This is a genomic window from Variovorax robiniae, from assembly GCF_037889955.1.
GTDB classification, from domain to species: domain Bacteria; phylum Pseudomonadota; class Gammaproteobacteria; order Burkholderiales; family Burkholderiaceae_C; genus Variovorax; species Variovorax robiniae.
This window is the reverse complement of the sequence record NZ_JBBKZS010000012.1, coordinates 134,594-152,275: the sequence shown is the minus strand read 5'-3', so window position 1 is coordinate 152,275 and position 17,682 is coordinate 134,594. Positions and strand designations below refer to the sequence as shown.

The window sequence follows — 17,682 nt, the reverse complement described above, 5'->3', positions numbered from 1 at the left end:
AAACCTCCTCTTTCATCCATTCATCAGGGGCAGTGCACATGGCATCGGTCAATAAAGTCATCCTCGTCGGCAATCTCGGGCGCGACCCGGAAACCCGTACCTTCCCAAGCGGCGATTCGATCTGCAACGTGACGATCGCGACCACCGACAAGTGGAAAGACAAGCAAAGCGGCGAAATGCGCGAGGCCACCGAATGGCACCGCCTCGTGTTCAACGGCCGCCTGGCCGAGATCGCCGCGCAATACCTGCGCAAGGGCTCGCAGATCTACGTCGAAGGCTCGATCCGCACCCGCAAGTACCAGGACAAGGACGGCGTCGAGAAGTACGCCACCGACATCCGTGTCGACCAGATGCAGATGCTGGGCAGCCGGCAGGGCCAGGGCGGCCCGTCGTCGGGTGGTGGCGGTGGTGGTGACGACGAATACGGCCAGGGTGGTGGTTACGGCGGCGGTGGCGGCGGCGGCGGTTACTCGCGCGCACCGGCAGCCGCACCGCGCGCACCAGCACCGGCGCCGCGCCAGGCACCGGCCAAGTCGTCGTCGGGCTTCGACGACATGGACGACGACATTCCGTTCTGACGAGACTTTCGGTCTTTCTGACTGACAAGGGCCCGCAGCTTCACCGCTGCGGGCTTTTCTTTTGCGGCGACCGGACCAATCCAGCTGCATGTCGAAGGTCGCGTCGTTCTCCCCTGCGACACGAAAACCCATTCGCTCGTACAGCGCTTTTTGCCGGATTGCTCCTGATCTGGCCGCGGGGTGGCTTGCATCGTGGTGTCGGGGCATCGATTTCGACTGGGCGAAGCCTCATCGCAGAGCCATACTGAATCCATCCTGGTTGCAACTGACGCGAGGGCATCCCGTGATCGATCTGCTGGCTTGGACCATCGCCGCCGTGATGGTTGTCGTCTCGGTGCTCGTGCACTTCGAGACGATGACGCTCATTTCCGACCGCGTCGTTCCCTGGGGCGTCCGGCGCATGCAAGGCCGGCGCACCATCGTCTTCGCGCTGATGGCCCTCATGCTCGGCCACATCGCAGAGATCTGGCTGTTCGCCCTGGCGATCCGCGCGATGCTGTGGTTCCCCGCGTTCGGTGGCATCGGCGGGGGCTTCGAGGGCAAGGTCGGGGACTACCTGTATTTCTCGGCCGTCAACTACACCTCGCTGGGCTATGGCGAGGTGTTCCCGCTTGGCAGCGTCCGCTTCGTCGCCGTCACCGAGGCCTTGACCGGCCTCATGATGATCGGCTGGTCCGCCTCCTTCACCTACCTGAAGATGGAGCAGCTCTGGCAGTCGCGCGCGATCCGTCCGAAGCACCAGCAGCATCCCGGGCCTGACAAATAAGGGCGCCTGGGAGCGTCGATGCGCGGTCAACGGATCGGCATCGGCCATGCCATCGCGGCGCGCGGCGATGCGCATGGGGACGTTGGCGTTGCCGGGCTCGACCGGCACGCCGGAACCATGTGCGAGCGATGTCGTCGAAAGTCCTCGGGCGATGCGGCCTATTGCGATGCAGCCATGATGCCGACCTCGCGCGACATTCGTATCAACCTCACGGAGTCCCCATGCCACGTGACCTGCTGCCCCACGAGAAGTTCGACCAGGAACTGCTGATCCTCTTCGACGCCTACGTCCATGGCGACGTCGACCGCCGCGGCTTCCTCGACAAGGCCCGCCGCTTCGCCAAGGCCGGCGTGACGGCGGCCGGCCTGCTGGCCGCGCTGAGTCCCGACTTTGCCGCCGGCCAGCAGGTCAAGCCCGACGATGCGCGTCTCAAGACCGAATGGATCAACGTGCCGTCGCCCTCGGGCTACGGCACCATCCGCGGCTACCTGGTGCGGCCTGCATCGGCCGGCACGTCGAAGCTGCCCGCCGTGCTGGTCATCCACGAGAACCGCGGGCTGAACCCGCACATCGAGGATATCGCGCGCCGCCTGGCGCTCGACGGGTTCATGGCCTTCGCGCCCGACGCGTTGACTTCATCAGGGGGCTACCCGGGCGACGAGGACAAGGCGCGCGACGCCTTCGGCAAGCTCGACCAGGCGAAGACGCGCGAGGACTTCCTGGCTGCCGCCGGCTGGCTGCGCGCCCGTGCCGATGGCAACGGCAAGATGGGCGCGGTGGGCTTCTGCTGGGGCGGCGGCATGGTGCACTTCCTGTCGACGCGCCTGCCCGACCTCAACGCCGGCGTGCCCTTCTACGGCAACACGCCCGCACCCTCGGAGGCGGCCAAGGTGAAGGCGCCGCTGCTGGTGCAGCAGGCCGCGATCGACGAGCGCATCAACGCGGCCTGGCCCGAGTACGAAGCGGCCCTGAAAGCCGCCGGCGTGAAATACACAGCCTACCGCTACCCCGACACGCAGCACGGCTTCAACAACGACACCACGCCGCGCTATGACCCGGCCGCGGCCAAGCTGGCGTGGGAACGCACGGTCGCGTTCCTCAAGACCAACCTGGCCTGAGCGCCCTTAACCGTCCACTGGCTGCGTCGGCGTGTCGAGCACCAACTGATAGAAGCCCAGGTCCAGCCAGCGGCCGAACTTGAACGCGGCCTGCACGATCGTCCCGGCATGCGAGAAGCCCAGCTTCTCGTGCAGCGCGATGCTGCCGGTGTTGGCCACGTCGATGGCGCCGACCATGACGTGGACGTCCTGTTTGCGGGCCGCCGCGATGAGCTCCTTCATCAGCGCGATGCCGATGCCCTCGCCGCGATGGTCCCGGTGCACGTAGACCGAATGCTCGACCGTGTACTTGTAGGCCGGCCAGGCGCGAAAGGTGCCGTAGCTCGCGAAGCCCCGCAAGCGCCCGTCCGGCCCGGTCGCGCCGATCACGGGAAAGCGCCCCGCTTCCTTCGCCTTGAACCAGCCGACCATGCTTTCCGGGGTGCGCGGCTTGTAGTCGTAGAGCGCCGTCGAGCTCACGATGGCCTCGTTGAAGATCTCCAGGATCTCCGCGGCGTGGGATTCATAGGTACAGGCGACGATCTGCATGGGTGGTCTCCAAGGTTCTTGTGTAGTCACGGGCGCTGCTGAAGCGCCTTCCTGTAGAACACACGGTCATACCCGCCCTGCGCCCGCCGGTCGTATTCGACATAGCCGATGCGGGGATAGAACACCTGGTTCTCCGTCATCATCGAATTGGTGCAGAGGTAGAGGGATTCGTAGCCTCGCACACGCGCCTCGGCCTCCGCGAACAGCAGCAATGCGCGGCCCACGCCAGTGCCCTGGGTGTGCGGCGCGGCAGCCACGGTGTCGATGTAGAAGCCGTCCTCGGTCTCGTACTGCACCAGCACGCCCACCACCTGGCCTTGCAGCTCCGCGACCCAGGCCCGGCCTTGCGCAATGACGGCAGGGTAGTCCAGCAGCATCGGCGCGGGCGGCCGGCCGATGCGCGCCACATAGCGCTCGAAGGCAGCGCGCACGCAGGCCGCTGCTGCCTCGGCATCGCCCTCGCGCGCCGCACGAACCCTCACTTCGGTTGCTGTCATCGATCAGCCTCGACCTTTCCGTGTTTGCCTTGGCGATGAAGATACCCGTTCGTGCGAGCCTGCACGCAGACCCAAGGGTTTACGCAAACCTTCCTAACGCGCGTGTTGTCTACAATATGGACCACCATCCACAATATGGACAAACACCATGCCCGTCGATGAATCGGACCCCAACCCCAAGACCCCGTACCAGTACCCGAACCCGCCCGACGCGCTGCCGGAAATCGTGGTCAACAACGCCATCCCCACGGACGAGCGGCTCTGGGTGCCGCAGGCCGAGAACGTCTGGTTCCGTCCGCTCTGTCTCAACGCGAGCCAGGGCTACTGGATGAACCTGCTGCGCGTGCGCAAGTCCGGGGTGCTGAGCCGCCATCGGCATCCGCAGGCGGTGCATGGCTTCGTGCTCAAGGGCCGCTGGCGCTACCTGGAGCACGACTGGGAAGCGACCGAAGGCAGCTACGTCTTCGAGCCGCCCGGCGAGACGCACACGCTCTACGTGCCGGAGGACGTCGAGGAAATGATCACCTACTTCCAGGTCAACGGTGTCATGTACTACACCGACCCGTGGGGCAAGGGCATGGGCTACGAGGACGTGTTCACCAAGATCGACATGTGCCGCAAGCACTTCGAGGCGGTCGGCCTGGGCGCCGACTACACCAAGCAGTTCATTCGATAGCGCGATGACTTACCAGGCAGGACTTTTCCAGGGCAAGCGTGCGCTGGTCTCGGGCGCGACGCAGGGCATCGGCGCGGTCATCGCCAACCACCTGGCGGCGCTCGGCGCCAGCGTGACCGCGATCGGGCTCGGCCCGGGCGACGGCACGCTCGATGCAGCGGTCGACGTGCGCCAGGCCGACGTGACTTCGGAGGACAGCCTCGCAGCGGCGCTGGGCGACATCGACACGCTCGACATCGTCTTCAACTGCGCGGGCATCATCCAGCGCGGTGCGGAACACGACCTCGCCGTCTTCGAGAAGGTCCTGGCCGTGAACCTCACAGGCACCATGCGCGTCTGCGCCATGACGCGCGAACGGTTGAAGGCGAGCGGCGGCTGCATCGTCAACACCGCCTCCATGCTCAGCTTCTTCGGCGGCGGGCTGGTGCCGGGCTATTCGGCCAGCAAGGGCGGTGTGGCGCAACTCACCAAGTCGCTGGCCATCGCCTATGCGGCGGACGGCATCCGCGTCAACGCCGTGGCCCCGGGCTGGATCGCAACGCCCCTGACGCAGGCCCTGCAGGACGACCCCGCGCGCGCCGGTCCGATCCTGGCCCGCACGCCGCTGTCGCGCTGGGGCACGCCGGACGATGTGGCGCGGGCCGCGATGTTCCTGTGCACGCCCGCCGCGTCGTTCATGACCGGGGTGATCCTTCCGGTGGATGGCGGCTACATGGTGACCTGAGGCATGCCTGCTCCCGCCACTCCGTCGCCCGCCGACTCACCCCTCCACGCGCAGGTCGCCGGCACCGCAGCCTTTTCCAAGTTCATGCGCGTGCTGCAACTGGTGGCCGATGCCGAGGAGCCGATGAACGTCGCTGCGCTGATGCGCGCCAGCGGCTACCCACGCCCCACCGTGCATCGCATCGTGCAGGCCCTGATTGCCGAGCGCCTGCTGGTGGAAAGCCAGGGCGCCGCCACCCTGGCGCTGGGCCCGCGCCTGATCCAGCTCGCCAGCCGCAGCTGGGGCCGCTCCGAACTGCGACTGGCGGCCGTCGACGAACTCAAGCGCCTGCGCGACCTGACCGGCGAGACCGTGCACCTCGCGGTGCCCAATGGCGCCAGCATGGTCTACATCGAGAAGCTCGAAAGCCCCAGTGCAGTGCGCATGGCCTCGCGCATCGGCACCAGCGTGTCGCTGCATTCGACGGCGGTTGGCAAGGCGTACCTCGCCGCGCTGGACGACAAGCGTTTCAAGGCGCTGGTCAAGGGGCTGCCGCTGCCGCGCCATGCCGCCAATACCGTGACCGATGCCGCCGCACTGCGCGCCCAGGTCGAGCAGGTGCGCGAACGCGGCTGGTCGGTGGACAACGAGGAGAACGAGGCCGGCATCTTCTGCTTCGGCGCAGCGATCCGCAACGCGGCGGGCGAGCCGGTGGCCGCCATCAGCGTCAGCACCCTGCTGTTCCGCCAGAAGGAGAACCCCGAGCAGGCCTATGTCGCGCCCTTGCTGGAGGCCTGCCGCGTGATCTCGGAGCGCATTGCGCAGACGCCGTCGATGCAGGTGGGCGACGTGCTTTAGCGCAGTGCCGATCAGGCGCCCTGCTGTGATGCGCCGCGAGCCGCCGACCTGGCCGCTTGTTTCGCCGGCTTTCGGGGGGCGAATGGCGGCGGCAATGGCGCATGCCGCAGGTCGGCGCCCATCATGAACAAGGCCGCCTCGATCTCGCGCGGGGATTGGAAGGCGCAGGCCTCGCGATCGCGCTTCTCGAAGGCCGCGTGCAGCAGCCAGTTCGCACGGACGTTCCATTGCGCATGTTCGTCCGCGCGAAGGATCTGCCGGAACAGGATCGGATCCGGTCGACGGATCTTGATCGTCGCCGGATTCGTGCGGGCGAGATTGCCCTGGTTCGCAGGCAGGCAGCCGAAGCGCAGCAACTCCGATGCCTTGGCGCCGGTGTCCCTTTCCCACTTGCAGACCAGCCAGGCCAGCGCGGCGGCCACGCGGCTGTCGTAGATGATGAAGTCGTCGAGCAGCAGCGCGTAGACCTTGGTGAAGCCGGAGTTGAAGCGCAGGTCCGGCATGCCGGAGAAGTCGTCCGAGTCCTGGCGCAGCGCCCTGGCCGTGTCCTCGATCGCCGCGCGAAGCCCGGACCGATTGGCTTCCACCCAGCCCCGGTTGCCCTTCTTCGTGTAGACGCCGCCCCAGGTCAGGATGGCCGCGACCCAGTCGAAGGGGTCGCCTTCGGCATCCGCCATCGCGGCTCGCAGGCCTTGTTGAAGCCGGGCCAGTTCCTGGTGGTTGCGCTCGAAACTCGCCTTGCCCTCCAGGCGCACGCTGCCGACCTCGGGAACTTCGAATTGCGTCGCCTTGGCGGGCCATGCGTAGGCCAGCAAGGCGTCGTGCAGGGTGCGATAGATGCCGCTTCCGTGGGGAGCGCCGGCCAGGTCCCGCTGGTGCCTGAAGCCGATCTCGTGGTCGTGGAGGACCTTGGCGAGCCAGTCCACGAAATCCTCGGCTTGCGCCAGGTACTCTTTCTTGTTCATTCGATGCGTGTTGTCCGGGAGGGGCCGCTTTCTATCACGACGGGAAGCCCGGTCACGGGCGCGAGTTCGCGGGTCGCTGGTTGCAAAGCCGTATGGCAGCAGGGGCGCAAGTCCTGCGGCATCATCCCGCGATGCTCCCCCTTTCCATCCTCGACCTCTCGCCCATCTGCGAAGGCGGCGACGCCGCGCATTCCTTCCGCAACTCGCTCTCGCTCGCGCAACACGGCGAAAAGCTCGGCTACCGCCGCTACTGGCTGGCCGAGCACCATGGCATGCCAGGCATCGCAAGCGCGGCCACAGCGGTGCTGCTGGCCTACGTCGGCGCCGGTACCTCGACCATCCGCATCGGAGCGGGCGGCGTGATGCTGCCGAACCATTCGCCGCTGGTGATTGCCGAGCAGTTCGGCACGCTCGAATCGCTCTACCCCGGCCGCATCGACCTCGGGCTCGGCCGTGCGCCGGGCTCCGACCAGCGCACCGCGCACGCCCTTCGGCGCAACCTCGATTCCGATGCGGACCAGTTCCCGCAGGATGTGGTCGAGTTGATGGACTTCATGTCGAAGAGCCCGCGGCAGGCCGTGCGCGCGGTGCCGGGGATGGGCCTGGAAGTGCCGGTGTGGATCCTTGGTTCCAGCACCTTTGGGGCGCAACTGGCGGCGCACCTGGGCCTGCCCTATGCGTTCGCCTCGCACTTCGCGCCGCAGCAGATGATGCAGGCCATCGAGATCTACCGGAAGACCTTCAAGCCCTCGGCGCAGTTGCAGAAGCCGTATGTGATGCTCGGCTTCAACGTGTTCGTGGCCGACACCGACGCGCAGGCGCGTTTCCACGCGACCTCCTGGCAGCAGGCCTTCGTGAACCTGCGCAGCGGCCGGCCGGGCCGCCTGCCGGCGCCGGTGGAGGGCTACTACGAACGCTCCGGTCCGGCCGAGCGGGCCTTGCTCGATTCGGTGCTGTCCTGCTCGGCCGTGGGCTCGCCCGACACGGTACGCGAATCGGTCAACGCCTTCATCGCCCGCACCGGCGCCGATGAATTGATGATCACCTCGCAGGTGTTCGACCATCCCGCGCGGCTGCATTCCTACGGCTTGCTGGCCGAGGTGAGCCAGGGCGCCTTGTCGAAGGCGTAGTCCCGCCGATCTCGCGCCCGCCGGGCGAAACCGCCACCTGACAGACTTGTCATCTTGCTGTCAGGCTGGCGTCCGGGCCGCTTTCCTAGAGTGGCCCCATGCGAATACTCTGTCTGGCCCTGGCTGCCGCTTCACTCGCGGGCTGTGCTGTCGGCCCGGACTACCAGCGCCCCGCATTGACCGATGGCGTCACGGCCCCGGCCTTCAAGGAAATCGGTAGCAACGGCAACTGGAAGCCGGCCTCACCGGGCCATATCGATCCCACCCAGCCGTGGTGGACCGCCTACGGCGATGCCCGCCTCAATGCGCTGGTCGAGCAGGCGGACGCGGCCAACCAGGACATCCGCCTGGCCGAGGCCCGCTACCGGCAGTCGCAGGCCCTGGTGCAAGGTGCCGAATCCGCCTGGTACCCCACCGTCGGCGCCAACGCCGGCGCGAGCCGCGCGCGTGCAAAGAATGCGCAGGGCGTGTCGGTGGTCGGCGATTCCCATGCCTGGTCCGTGCAGGCCAGCTGGGAGCCGGACCTCTGGGGCCGTGTGCGGCGTGCCGTCGAAGGCGCGAGCGACACGGCGCAGGCCTCGCAGGCGGACCTGGCCGCAGCGCGCCTCGCGGTGCAGGCCTCGATGGCCACCAACTACATCGCACTGCGCGTGGCCGACGCGCAGCAGCAGCTCTACACGCGCACCGTCGAGGCCTACAAGAAGTCGGCGCAGATCTCGCAGAGCCAGTACCGCGCCGGCGTGGTCACGCGCGCCGACGTGGAACTGGCCAACACCACGCTTCAGGCAGCGCAGGCACAGGCCATCGACATCGAGATCGCGCGCCGCCAGCTCGAACATGCAATTGCCGTGCTGCTGGGCAAGACGCCGTCGGAGTTCTCGCTACCGCCCGATGCGCTGGCCTTCACCTTGCCGCAAGTTCCTGTGGGCCTGCCTTCGGAACTGTTGGAGCGCCGTCCCGACATCGCCGGCGCCGAACGCCGCGCCGCCTCCGCCAACGCCGGCATCGGCTATGCGCAGGCCGCCTACTATCCGAATCTCATCCTGTCGGCGGCGGGAGGCTTCGCAGGCGCCGGCTTCGGCAGCTGGCTCAACGCGCCGGACAAGGTGTGGTCGCTCGGCGCGGCGCTCGCCGGCACCCTGTTCGACGGTGGTCTGCGCAGTTCGCAGGTCGCGCAGGCCCGCGCCACCTTCGATGCCTCGGCCGCGCAATACCGCCAGACCGTGCTGGCCGGCTTCCAGGAAGTCGAGGACAACCTCGCCGCGCTGGACCTGCTGGCGCAGGAGCGCGCGGTGCAGGATGCCGCGGTGCAGTCGGCGCAGGCCGCGGAACGCGTGTCGCTGGCGCAGTACCGCGCCGGCACGGCCACCTACCTCGCGGTGATTACCGCGCAGACGCTGGCCCTCAACAACGAGCGCACGGCGCTGCAACTCCAGGGCCGCCAATACGCCGCCAGCGTCGCGCTGGTCAAGGCCGTGGGCGGCGGCTGGAATGCCGGCCAGCTGCAGGCCAGCACCTCGGCCAGCCCCACAACTTCCGGTGCGGTGGCTTCCGCTGCCGACGCGCCGTCCCGCCAATAACCCGCCGGTTGCTCGCGGAACCGCACACCCGATGACCGACGACGAATGAACGCCATGGATTCCACTGCCGCCCCTCTTCCTCCCCATCGACGCTCGCGCTGGCCGATGGTGCTCGCCCTGCTCGTCGTCATCGCGCTGGCGGTCTTCTTCGGCCGCAAGCTCTTCACGCATGAAGCGCCCAAGGCCGCGGCCCCGCCCGCGGTGCCCGTGACCACCGCCAAGGTCGCGACCGAGACCGTGCCCGTCACGCGCAGCAACGTCGGCACGGTGATGACCGTGGCCACCGTCACGGTGCGCTCGCGCGTCGACGGCCAACTCGACCGCGTCGACTTCAAGGAAGGCCAGGACGTGAAGGCCGGCCAGGTGCTCGCGCGCATCGACCCGCGCACCTACCAGGCGCAACTCGAACAGGCGCAGGCGCAGAAGGCCAAGGACGAGGCCCAGCTCGCCAATGCGCGCGCCGACCTCAAGCGCTACGGCGACCTCATCAAGGAAGACGCGACCAGCCAGCAGACGCTCGACACACAGAAGGCGCTGGTCAACCAGCTCACCGCGGCGCTCAAGGCCGACGATGCGCAGGTCCATTTCGCGCAGGTGCAACTCGACTTCACCACCATCACCGCACCGATCAGCGGCCGCATCGGCGCGCGACTGGTCGACCCGGGCAACATCGTCCACGCGACCGACGCCAACGGCCTGCTGGTCATCAACCAGATCGACCCGATCGCGGTGCAGTTCACGTTGCCCGAGAGCAGCTTCCAGGCCGTCAACAAGGCGCTGCGCGGCACGCAGGAGCCGCTGCAGGTGCAGGCCATCGACCGCGACACGCACGAGCCGCTGGCCTCCGGCAAGCTGGTCTTGCTCAACAACCAGATCGACGTGGCCACCGGCACCATCGCGCTGAAGGCGCAGTTCCCGAACGGCGAGCACAAGCTGTGGCCCGGCCAGTCGGTCGATGCGCGCGTGGTGCTGGGCCAGCGCGCCGATGCGCTGACCGTGCCCGCCGCCGTGGTGCAGCGCGGCCCCGATGGGTTCTTCGCCTATGTGGTGGGTGACGACGAGAAGGTGCGGGTGCAGCCGATCGGCGTGGCCGACACGGTCAACGGCAAGGCCACCATCGACAAGGGACTGAACGCGGGGGATCGTGTGGTGGTCGACGGCCAGTACAAGCTCACGCCGGGCGCGCGCATCGTCGAATCGAAGCAGGGCGGCGCATTGACGGGCACGGGCTCGGCGGAGGCGTCTGCTGCCGCATCGCCTTCTTCCACCGCGCCATCAGCCGGCACGGCCACCGTGGCCACGGGAGCCAGGCCGTGAGCATTTCCGCCGCATTCATCAAGCGCCCGATCGGCACCTCGCTGCTCGCGCTCGCCATCCTGCTGGTCGGGCTCGTGGCCTGGCCGTTGCTGCCGGTGGCGCCGCTGCCGCAGGTCGACTTCCCGACCATCCAGGTCACGGGCCGATTGCCGGGCGCGAGTCCGGAGACCATGGCGTCGAACGTCGCGCAGCCGCTGGAGCGCCAGTTCTCGCTGATCGCGGGGCTGTCGCAGATGACCTCGAACAGCTCGCTCGGCCTGACGCAGATCACGCTTCAATTCGACCTGGACCGAAACATCGATGCCGCCGCACTCGACGTGCAGACCGCCATCAATGCGGCCAGCGGCCAGTTGCCGAACAACCTGCCGAGCCCGCCCAGCTTCCGCAAGATCAACCCGGCCGATTCCTCGGTGCTGATCTTGGGCGTGCAGTCGAAGGTGCTGCCGCTGATCCAGGTCAACGACTATGCCGACAACGTGCTCGCGCAGCAGATCTCGCGCATCGCGGGCGTGGGCCTGGTCAACATCTTCGGCCAGCAGAAGCCGGCCGTGCGCGTGCAGATCGACCCGGCCAAGATCAAGGCCGTGGGCCTGAGCCTGGAAGACGTGCGCGGCGTGATCGCCCAGACCACGGTGAGCCAGCCGACCGGCACGATCGACGGCGCCACGCAGGCGCTCAACGTCTACACCAACGACCAGTTGCTCAAGGCTGCACCGTGGAACGACATGGTGCTGGCCTGGCGCAATGGTGCGCCGATCCGCGTGCGCGACGTGGGCGTGGCCGTGGACGGTCCGGAGAATGCCAAGGTGGCGGCCTGGGGCTACGCGGGCGCCGCCGCCGACAAGGACACCGACATCGACAACGGCCGCGTCATCCTGCTGGCCATCACCAAGCAGCCCGGCGCCAACGTGATCGAGACGGTGGACCGCATCCAGGCCGCGCTGCCCAAGCTGCGCGCGGCCATCCCGCCGAGCGTCACCGTCGACACGCTGATCGACCGCACCCAGACCATCCGCGCGTCGGTCAAGGACGTGGAGTTCACGCTGGTTTTGTCGATCGCGCTGGTGGTGATGGTGATCTTCGTGTTCCTGCGCGACGTGACGGTCACGTTGATCCCCAGCGTCACCGTGCCGCTGGCGCTGCTGGGCACCGCGGCCGTGATGTACGTGGTCGGCTACAGCCTGGACAACCTATCGTTGATGGCCTTGACCATCGCCGTCGGCTTCGTCGTCGACGATGCGATCGTGATGCTGGAGAACATCTACCGCCACATCGAGGACGGCATGAAGCCGATGGAGGCCGCGTTGAAAGGCGCGGGCGAGATCGGCTTCACCATCGTCTCGATCTCGGTGTCGCTGGTGGCGGTGTTCATTCCCCTGCTGCTGATGGGCGGCATCGTCGGCCGGCTGTTCCGCGAGTTCGCGGTGACGGTGACGCTGACCATCGCGGTGAGCGTGATCATCTCGCTCACGCTCACGCCGATGATGTGCGCCAAGTTCCTGAAGCCCCATGAGCACAACGAGAAGCACGGCCGCCTGTACCAGATGTTCGAGCGCTTCTTCGAGTCCATGCTCAACGGCTACAAGCGCGGCCTGCACCTGGTGCTGCGCCACCCGTTCATCACGCTGATGAGCTTCATCGCGACGGTGGCGGCCACGGCGGCGCTGTTCATCGTGATCCCGAAGGGCTTCTTCCCGCAGCAGGACACCGGCTTCATCTTCGGCTCGGCCGACTCGGCACAGGACTCTTCCTCCGAGATCATGCACGGCCGCATGCTGCAACTCGCCGACATCGTGCGCAAGGACCCGGACGTCACCACCTTCGGCCTGCAGGCCGGCGCCAGCACCTTCAACTCGGGCAACTTCTTCATCGGCCTGCGGTCCAAGGACGAAGGCCGCAAGTCGAACGCCGACGAAGTCATCGCGCGCCTGCGTCCTCAACTCGCGCAGGTGCAGGGCATCACGCTGTTCATGCAGGCCGGGCAGGACATCACCGTGGGCGGACGTCAGTCGCGCACGCAGTACCAGTACACGCTGACCGACCCCAACCTCGCGGAACTCAACGAATGGTCGCCCAAGGTGCTCGACACCATGCGCAAGCTCCCCGAGCTGACCGACGTCACCTCCGACCAGCAGAACCGCGCGCCGACCGCGATGGTCACCATCGACCGCCAGCGCGCCTCGAGCTACGGCATCTCGCCCGCGATGGTCGATGCCACCATCTACGACGCGATCGGCCAGCGCCAGGTGGCGCAGTACTTCACCCAGCTCAACAGCTACAACGTGGTGCTCGAAGTCACGCCGGAATTGCAGAAGGACCCGTCGCTGTTCAGCCATCTCTACCTGACCTCGCCGATCAATGGCCAGCAGATCCCGCTGTCGACCTTCGTCACGGTGGACACCAGCAAGACCGGCTACCTCGCGATCGCGCACCAGGGCCAGTTCCCGGCCGTGACGATCTCGTTCAACCTCAAGCCCGGCACCGCGCTCGGCGATGCGGTCAAGGCCATCAACGCGGCGCAGGCCAAGATGGGCGTGCCGGCCACGCTGAGCGGCACCTTCCAGGGCACGGCGCAGGCCTTCGGCGATTCGCTGCGCACGCAGCCCTACCTGATCGCCGCGGCGCTGATCTCGGTCTACATCGTGCTGGGCCTGCTCTACGAGAGCTACATCCATCCGCTGACGATCTTGTCAACGCTGCCTTCGGCGGGTGTCGGCGCATTGCTGATTCTCATGGCAGGGGGGTACGATCTCAGCGTGATCGCGCTCATCGGCATCATCTTGCTGATCGGGATCGTGAAGAAGAACGGCATCATGATGGTGGACTTTGCATTGCACGCGGAGCGCGACAAAGGGATGTCGCCGCAAGATGCGATCTATGAAGCCTGCGTGCTGCGCTTCCGTCCGATCATGATGACCACCATGTGCGCGCTGCTCTCCGGCCTGCCGCTGATGCTGGGCACCGGCGCCGGCTCCGAGTTGCGCCGGCCGCTGGGCTTCGCGATGGTCGGCGGCCTGATCCTCTCGCAGATGCTGACGCTCTTCACCACGCCGATCATCTACCTCTACCTGGACCGCGCGCACCACTGGTACGTGCGCCGCAAGGACGCGCGCCGCCAGCGCCAGGGCCTTCCGCCGCTGGCGCCACCCGGAGCCGTCGGTGCCGTCGGAGCCGCCGCCGAATAATCACCATCACCACTGGAGCCCGATGAAAGTCCTGATCGTCGAAGATGAACGCAAGACGGCCGAGTACCTGCACCAGGGCCTGACGGAGCAGGGCTGCACGGTCGACCTGGCCTTCGACGGCATCGACGGCCAGCACATGGCGCTGCACTACGACTTCGACGTGATCGTGCTCGACGTGATGCTGCCGGGGCTGGACGGCTTCTCGATCCTCAAGTCGCTGCGCAGCGTGAAGAACACGCCGGTCATCATGCTCACCGCCCGCGACGGCGTGGCCGACCGCGTGCGTGGCTTGCAGGACGGCGCGGACGACTATCTGGTCAAGCCTTTCTCCTTCATCGAACTGCTGGCGCGGCTGCAGGCGCTCACGCGGCGCGGCCGCAGCCATGAGACGACGCTGCTGCGCGTTGGCGACCTGCACATCGACCTGCTGGCGCGCAAGGCCGTGCGGCAGGGCCAGCGCATCGACCTCACGGCCAAGGAGTTCGCGCTGCTCGGCGTGCTGGCACGGCGGCAGGGCGAGATCCTGTCCAAGACGGTGATCGCCGAACTGGTGTGGGACATGAACTTCGACAGCAACACCAACGTCGTCGAGGTCGCGATCAAGCGCCTGCGCGCCAAGATCGATGCGCCCTTCGGCCGCAGCCTGCTGCACACGATCCGCGGCATGGGCTATGTGCTGGAAGACCGCGGCGACGTCGTGGAAGCCACTGCGGACAGCCCATGAGGAAGTCGATCGCCGTCCGGCTCGCCCTGATGTTCGCCGCGGCGGCACTGGTCGGCTTCGCGCTGATCGGCGGCGCGCTGCACCGCGTGCTGGCGGTCGAGTTGCTGCGGCACCAGGACGAGCAGATCGACGCGCGCATCGACGACATGTCCTACATGCTCCAGCACGGCCGCGCCGTGGGACTGGGAGATCGCATCCGCACGAAGCTCGACACGCTCGCCACCGATGACGCCCGCACGCGTTCGTGGATGTGGAGCGAAGACCCGGCTTTCCGCTATGGCGATGGCATGCCGCAAATCGCGCCCGACACGCTGGAGGCGATGGAAGCCAGCGTGGGCCCCGAGGCCAAGCGGATGCGCGTGCGCGCCGTGTGGGTGCCGGCCAGCGACACGCGGGCGGCGGTGCGCGTGATGGTCGGCGCCGACGCGGAGCCCTTCAACGACACCTTGCGCACCTTCGAGACGGCGGTGGTAGTGCTCACGCTGCTCGGCACGGCCCTGTCGGCCGCGCTCGGCTACTGGATCGCGCGCATCGGGCTTGCGCCCGTGCAGCGCCTGTCGGCGGACGCGCAGCGCATCGGGCCGGACAACCGCGAGCAGCGCCTGCAATTGCCCGCGCTGCCCGGCGAACTGGCCGACCTCGGCGCCTCCTTCAACGCCGCGCTGGACCGGCTCGATGCGGCCTATCGCCAGCTCGCCACCTTCAGCGACGACGTGGCGCACGAACTGCGCACGCCGCTCGCCAACATGATCGGCCAAACCCAGGTGGCACTCGCGCGCGCCCGCACGCCGGACGCACTGCGCGAGGTGCTGCAATCCGACCTGGAGGAACTGGAGCGCCTGCGCGCCATCGTCGCCGACATGCTGTTCCTCGCGCGCGCCGAGCAGGGTGTGCGGGCGCGCGACCTCGTGGCGTCGTCGATCGCGCAAGAGGTGGGCAAGACGGTGGAGTTCCTCGAACTGCTGCTCGACGAAGCCGACATGCACGTGTTCGTCGATGGCGATGCCGTGGCGCCGATCCAGACCGCGCTGTTCCGCCGCGCGCTGACCAACCTGCTGCAGAACGCGATCCAGCATTCGCGGCCCGGTGCGCGCGTGGACGTCTGCATCTCGCAGGGCGAGCATGCCGTCGAGGTGAGCTTCACCAACCCGAGCGAGACCATCGCGCCGGAGCACCTGCCACGCCTGTTCGACCGCTTCTACCGCGTCGACACCTCGCGCCGCAACAGCGGCGAGAACCACGGGCTGGGCCTGTCGATCGTCAAGGCCGTGGCACTGATGCACGACGGCCAGGTGTTCGCGCGCTCGGAAGCCGGCATGACGACCGTCGGCTTCAGTGTCTCGACCGCGCTCGACGATCGCGGTCACAGCCAGTTTGATGAGCTGCCGGGGGAGCGGGCCAAGACGTCGCCCGTTGCCGCGCGGGCTTGAGCGTTCAGGCCTGCATCTGGCGTTGAAATTCGCGGCGCTGCGGCCCGCTTTGGCACAGGTTCGCGGCATGCCCGGATCGATCCTTGCTGACCTCGCCCTCGGCTTGCGCGACGAGTGGCGGGCGTTCTCGTGGCGCAGCCCGCGTGCGCTACAAGCCGCGCGACCTTTGCTCTGGGTGCTGATCGCAGTGACCACGGCTCATGCGCTCGGCCTGCACGACGCCTGGTGGGCCGCCATCACCGCATTCATGGTGATGCAGGCGGACTTCGGCGCGTCCTTCAACCGGGGCGTGCTGCGCATCGTCGGCACGCTGTGCGGCGCGGCGCTGGGCTTCGTGCTGGGGCCCGCCGGGGCAGGGCATCCGATCCTGTTCGTCATCCTCATGACCGTGGCCACATGGGCCGGCCTCTATGCCGCGCTGCGCTGGTGCCACAGCTATGCCTGGGTGCTGGCGCTGGTGACGTTTGCGATGGTGATGTGCGAGGCACTGGCAGGTCATGCAGGCCTCGGCACGTTTGCGGTGGAACGCATCGGCAACGTCCTGCTTGGCACGGCGGCCTGTATGGTCGTGGCAGGACTGACGGACCGGCGCGTGCTGTCCACGATTTTCCGGCGCGGCATCGCAGGCCCCGCGACCGACCCGGCTGCGCACCGCCCCACCGGCCGCCTTTCTGAATCGCCGGCCGAGACGCGCAACATCGCGGTCCATGCGCTGCACGGCGCCGTCGTCGTGGCGATCCTTTCGGTCATCCTTCTGGTCGAGCACCTCGGCTCCTTCGCCCAGGCGCTCGTGACCACCATCGCCGTGCTGGTGGTGCCACTCGAAGCGGGGACTGCGATGGCAGACGTGCACGGCCGCGTCGTGGAGCGCATGGCGCAGCGCTTCGTGGGCTGCCTCGCCGCGCAGGCACCATCGCCTTCGCCCTGCTGCCGCTGCTCGAAGGCCACGCACTGTGGTGCCTTTTCACGTTGTGTGCGAGTGCGTGGCTCGGTGCGTATCTCCAGCGCGGTGCGCCCGTCGTGCGCTACATGGCGACGCAGTTCAGCGTCGCCTTCCTCATGGTGTTCGTGCAGGACAGTGGCTGGACCGTCGACAGCCGGCCCCCCCCTCGAGCGGTTGGCGGGCGTGTTGACCGGCATTGCGGCGCTGGGGATGGTGTTGCTGGCGTCGGGCGCCCTCAGAAAACTCTACGGTCACAACGCACCATCAGCCGATGCGTGAGCAACCGGCTACCAGCCGAACGGCCTTGTCTTGCAAGTCGCGCAGTAGAGCGTTTGTTCAGGTTGCCCATCGAAGGTCAGTGACCCAACGCGAAACCGGGAAACGGACCAACGGGCTTGCCGCCCATCCGAAAAACGTACCGTACCAGCGGCGTAGCAGGGCGACCAGTCCAGCGTCGAATGCCCTGCCCCGTCGGGAACACGCTTCGCTTGCCGAAAAAAGCGTTGGACCAGGCGCTCCGATACGACGAATCCGGAACACTGCACCGAAGGATCCTTTTCCAGCGCGGACTTCGCCCCGTTCTCCGCAATGACAACCCTTTGGGTAGATGGCAGCGACAGCGGGCACAGAGGAGGTTCAGTCTTCGATCCCCTTGTGCAACGTCCATCCGCAAAGGCATCGACG

At 67.4% G+C, this 17,682-nt stretch carries 16 protein-coding genes; 13 read left to right on the top strand and 3 right to left on the bottom strand.

Features of this window, described 5'->3' with window-relative positions; translation table 11 throughout:
* Positions 1-38 precede the first annotated feature (38 nt).
* The 3 genes from ssb to WKW79_RS24500 all read left to right on the top strand — a co-directional run bounded on the left by ssb (position 39) and on the right by WKW79_RS24500 (position 2,462).
* Positions 39-578, top strand: coding sequence for a single-stranded DNA-binding protein (gene ssb / locus WKW79_RS24510; RefSeq protein ID WP_340337828.1), 540 nt, complete (start codon positions 39-41; stop codon positions 576-578).
* A 259-nt stretch (positions 579-837) separates the two neighbouring features.
* Positions 838-1,344: an ion channel gene (locus tag WKW79_RS24505; RefSeq protein WP_340337827.1), complete on the top strand. Its 507-nt coding sequence runs from the start codon at positions 838-840 to the stop codon at positions 1,342-1,344.
* A 221-nt stretch (positions 1,345-1,565) separates the two neighbouring features.
* Positions 1,566-2,462 carry a dienelactone hydrolase family protein gene (locus WKW79_RS24500; protein ID WP_340337826.1) on the top strand — a complete coding sequence of 299 codons (897 nt, stop codon included), beginning with the start codon at positions 1,566-1,568 and terminating at the stop codon, positions 2,460-2,462.
* 6 nt (positions 2,463-2,468) lie between these two features.
* Here the strand turns inward: WKW79_RS24500 and WKW79_RS24495 are convergent, their stop codons facing one another.
* Both WKW79_RS24495 and WKW79_RS24490 read right to left on the bottom strand, forming a co-directional pair.
* Positions 2,469-2,990, bottom strand: coding sequence for a GNAT family N-acetyltransferase (locus WKW79_RS24495; protein ID WP_340337825.1), 522 nt, complete (start codon positions 2,988-2,990; stop codon positions 2,469-2,471).
* Between the two features lie 26 nt (positions 2,991-3,016).
* Complete coding sequence (locus WKW79_RS24490) at positions 3,017-3,487, bottom strand: GNAT family N-acetyltransferase (protein WP_340337824.1); 471 nt, start codon at positions 3,485-3,487, stop codon at positions 3,017-3,019.
* A 148-nt stretch (positions 3,488-3,635) separates the two neighbouring features.
* On the opposite strand from WKW79_RS24490, the gene WKW79_RS24485 reads away from it, so the two are divergent.
* The 3 genes from WKW79_RS24485 to WKW79_RS24475 are packed head-to-tail and all read left to right on the top strand — an operon-like array spanning position 3,636 to position 5,724.
* Positions 3,636-4,163 (top strand): 2,4'-dihydroxyacetophenone dioxygenase family protein, encoded by a 528-nt coding sequence (locus WKW79_RS24485; RefSeq protein ID WP_340337823.1) that lies wholly within the window; start codon positions 3,636-3,638, stop codon positions 4,161-4,163.
* 4 nt (positions 4,164-4,167) lie between these two features.
* Positions 4,168-4,887: an SDR family NAD(P)-dependent oxidoreductase gene (locus WKW79_RS24480; RefSeq protein ID WP_340337822.1), complete on the top strand. Its 720-nt coding sequence runs from the start codon at positions 4,168-4,170 to the stop codon at positions 4,885-4,887.
* A 3-nt stretch (positions 4,888-4,890) separates the two neighbouring features.
* Positions 4,891-5,724 carry an IclR family transcriptional regulator gene (locus WKW79_RS24475; RefSeq protein ID WP_340337821.1) on the top strand — a complete coding sequence of 278 codons (834 nt, stop codon included), beginning with the start codon at positions 4,891-4,893 and terminating at the stop codon, positions 5,722-5,724.
* An 11-nt stretch (positions 5,725-5,735) separates the two neighbouring features.
* Here the strand turns inward: WKW79_RS24475 and WKW79_RS24470 are convergent, their stop codons facing one another.
* Complete coding sequence (locus tag WKW79_RS24470) at positions 5,736-6,689, bottom strand: hypothetical protein (RefSeq protein ID WP_340337820.1); 954 nt, start codon at positions 6,687-6,689, stop codon at positions 5,736-5,738.
* Positions 6,690-6,820: 131 nt separating this feature from the next.
* On the opposite strand from WKW79_RS24470, the gene WKW79_RS24465 reads away from it, so the two are divergent.
* From WKW79_RS24465 to WKW79_RS24435, 7 genes are all read left to right on the top strand, one after another.
* Positions 6,821-7,819 carry an LLM class flavin-dependent oxidoreductase gene (locus WKW79_RS24465; RefSeq protein ID WP_340337819.1) on the top strand — a complete coding sequence of 333 codons (999 nt, stop codon included), beginning with the start codon at positions 6,821-6,823 and terminating at the stop codon, positions 7,817-7,819.
* A gap of 98 nt (positions 7,820-7,917) precedes the next feature.
* On the top strand, positions 7,918-9,399 hold the full coding sequence (locus WKW79_RS24460) for an efflux transporter outer membrane subunit (protein ID WP_340337818.1): 1,482 nt from the start codon (positions 7,918-7,920) through the stop codon (positions 9,397-9,399).
* 54 nt (positions 9,400-9,453) lie between these two features.
* Complete coding sequence (locus WKW79_RS24455) at positions 9,454-10,716, top strand: efflux RND transporter periplasmic adaptor subunit (protein WP_340337817.1); 1,263 nt, start codon at positions 9,454-9,456, stop codon at positions 10,714-10,716.
* Positions 10,713-13,901 (top strand): efflux RND transporter permease subunit, encoded by a 3,189-nt coding sequence (locus WKW79_RS24450; RefSeq protein ID WP_340337816.1) that lies wholly within the window; start codon positions 10,713-10,715, stop codon positions 13,899-13,901. The genes WKW79_RS24455 and WKW79_RS24450 overlap by 4 nt, the downstream gene beginning before the upstream one ends.
* A gap of 22 nt (positions 13,902-13,923) precedes the next feature.
* Positions 13,924-14,625, top strand: coding sequence for a heavy metal response regulator transcription factor (locus tag WKW79_RS24445; RefSeq protein ID WP_340337815.1), 702 nt, complete (start codon positions 13,924-13,926; stop codon positions 14,623-14,625).
* A complete protein-coding gene (locus WKW79_RS24440; RefSeq protein WP_340337814.1) occupies positions 14,622-16,055 on the top strand; it encodes a heavy metal sensor histidine kinase in 1,434 nt (477 codons plus the stop codon). The genes WKW79_RS24445 and WKW79_RS24440 overlap by 4 nt, the downstream gene beginning before the upstream one ends.
* A gap of 67 nt (positions 16,056-16,122) precedes the next feature.
* Entirely contained in the window at positions 16,123-17,277 is a 1,155-nt protein-coding gene (locus WKW79_RS24435; RefSeq protein ID WP_340337813.1) for an FUSC family protein, read from the top strand.
* Positions 17,278-17,682 lie beyond the last annotated feature (405 nt).

Excerpts from the sequence above, each read along its gene's own strand:
- WKW79_RS24435 (WP_340337813.1), top strand. The coding sequence starts at position 16,123 with ATGCCCGGATCGATCCTTGCTGACCTCGCCCTCGGCTTGCGCGACGAG.
- ssb (WP_340337828.1), top strand. The coding sequence starts at position 39 with ATGGCATCGGTCAATAAAGTCATCCTCGTCGGCAATCTCGGGCGCGAC.
- WKW79_RS24455 (WP_340337817.1), top strand. The coding sequence starts at position 9,454 with ATGGATTCCACTGCCGCCCCTCTTCCTCCCCATCGACGCTCGCGCTGG.
- WKW79_RS24440 (WP_340337814.1), top strand. The coding sequence starts at position 14,622 with ATGAGGAAGTCGATCGCCGTCCGGCTCGCCCTGATGTTCGCCGCGGCG.
- WKW79_RS24495 (WP_340337825.1), bottom strand. The coding sequence starts at position 2,990 with ATGCAGATCGTCGCCTGTACCTATGAATCCCACGCCGCGGAGATCCTG.
- WKW79_RS24445 (WP_340337815.1), top strand. The coding sequence starts at position 13,924 with ATGAAAGTCCTGATCGTCGAAGATGAACGCAAGACGGCCGAGTACCTG.
- WKW79_RS24460 (WP_340337818.1), top strand. The coding sequence starts at position 7,918 with ATGCGAATACTCTGTCTGGCCCTGGCTGCCGCTTCACTCGCGGGCTGT.
- WKW79_RS24485 (WP_340337823.1), top strand. The coding sequence starts at position 3,636 with ATGCCCGTCGATGAATCGGACCCCAACCCCAAGACCCCGTACCAGTAC.
- WKW79_RS24470 (WP_340337820.1), bottom strand. The coding sequence starts at position 6,689 with ATGAACAAGAAAGAGTACCTGGCGCAAGCCGAGGATTTCGTGGACTGG.
- WKW79_RS24465 (WP_340337819.1), top strand. The coding sequence starts at position 6,821 with ATGCTCCCCCTTTCCATCCTCGACCTCTCGCCCATCTGCGAAGGCGGC.
- WKW79_RS24500 (WP_340337826.1), top strand. The coding sequence starts at position 1,566 with ATGCCACGTGACCTGCTGCCCCACGAGAAGTTCGACCAGGAACTGCTG.
- WKW79_RS24475 (WP_340337821.1), top strand. The coding sequence starts at position 4,891 with ATGCCTGCTCCCGCCACTCCGTCGCCCGCCGACTCACCCCTCCACGCG.
- WKW79_RS24490 (WP_340337824.1), bottom strand. The coding sequence starts at position 3,487 with ATGACAGCAACCGAAGTGAGGGTTCGTGCGGCGCGCGAGGGCGATGCC.
- WKW79_RS24480 (WP_340337822.1), top strand. The coding sequence starts at position 4,168 with ATGACTTACCAGGCAGGACTTTTCCAGGGCAAGCGTGCGCTGGTCTCG.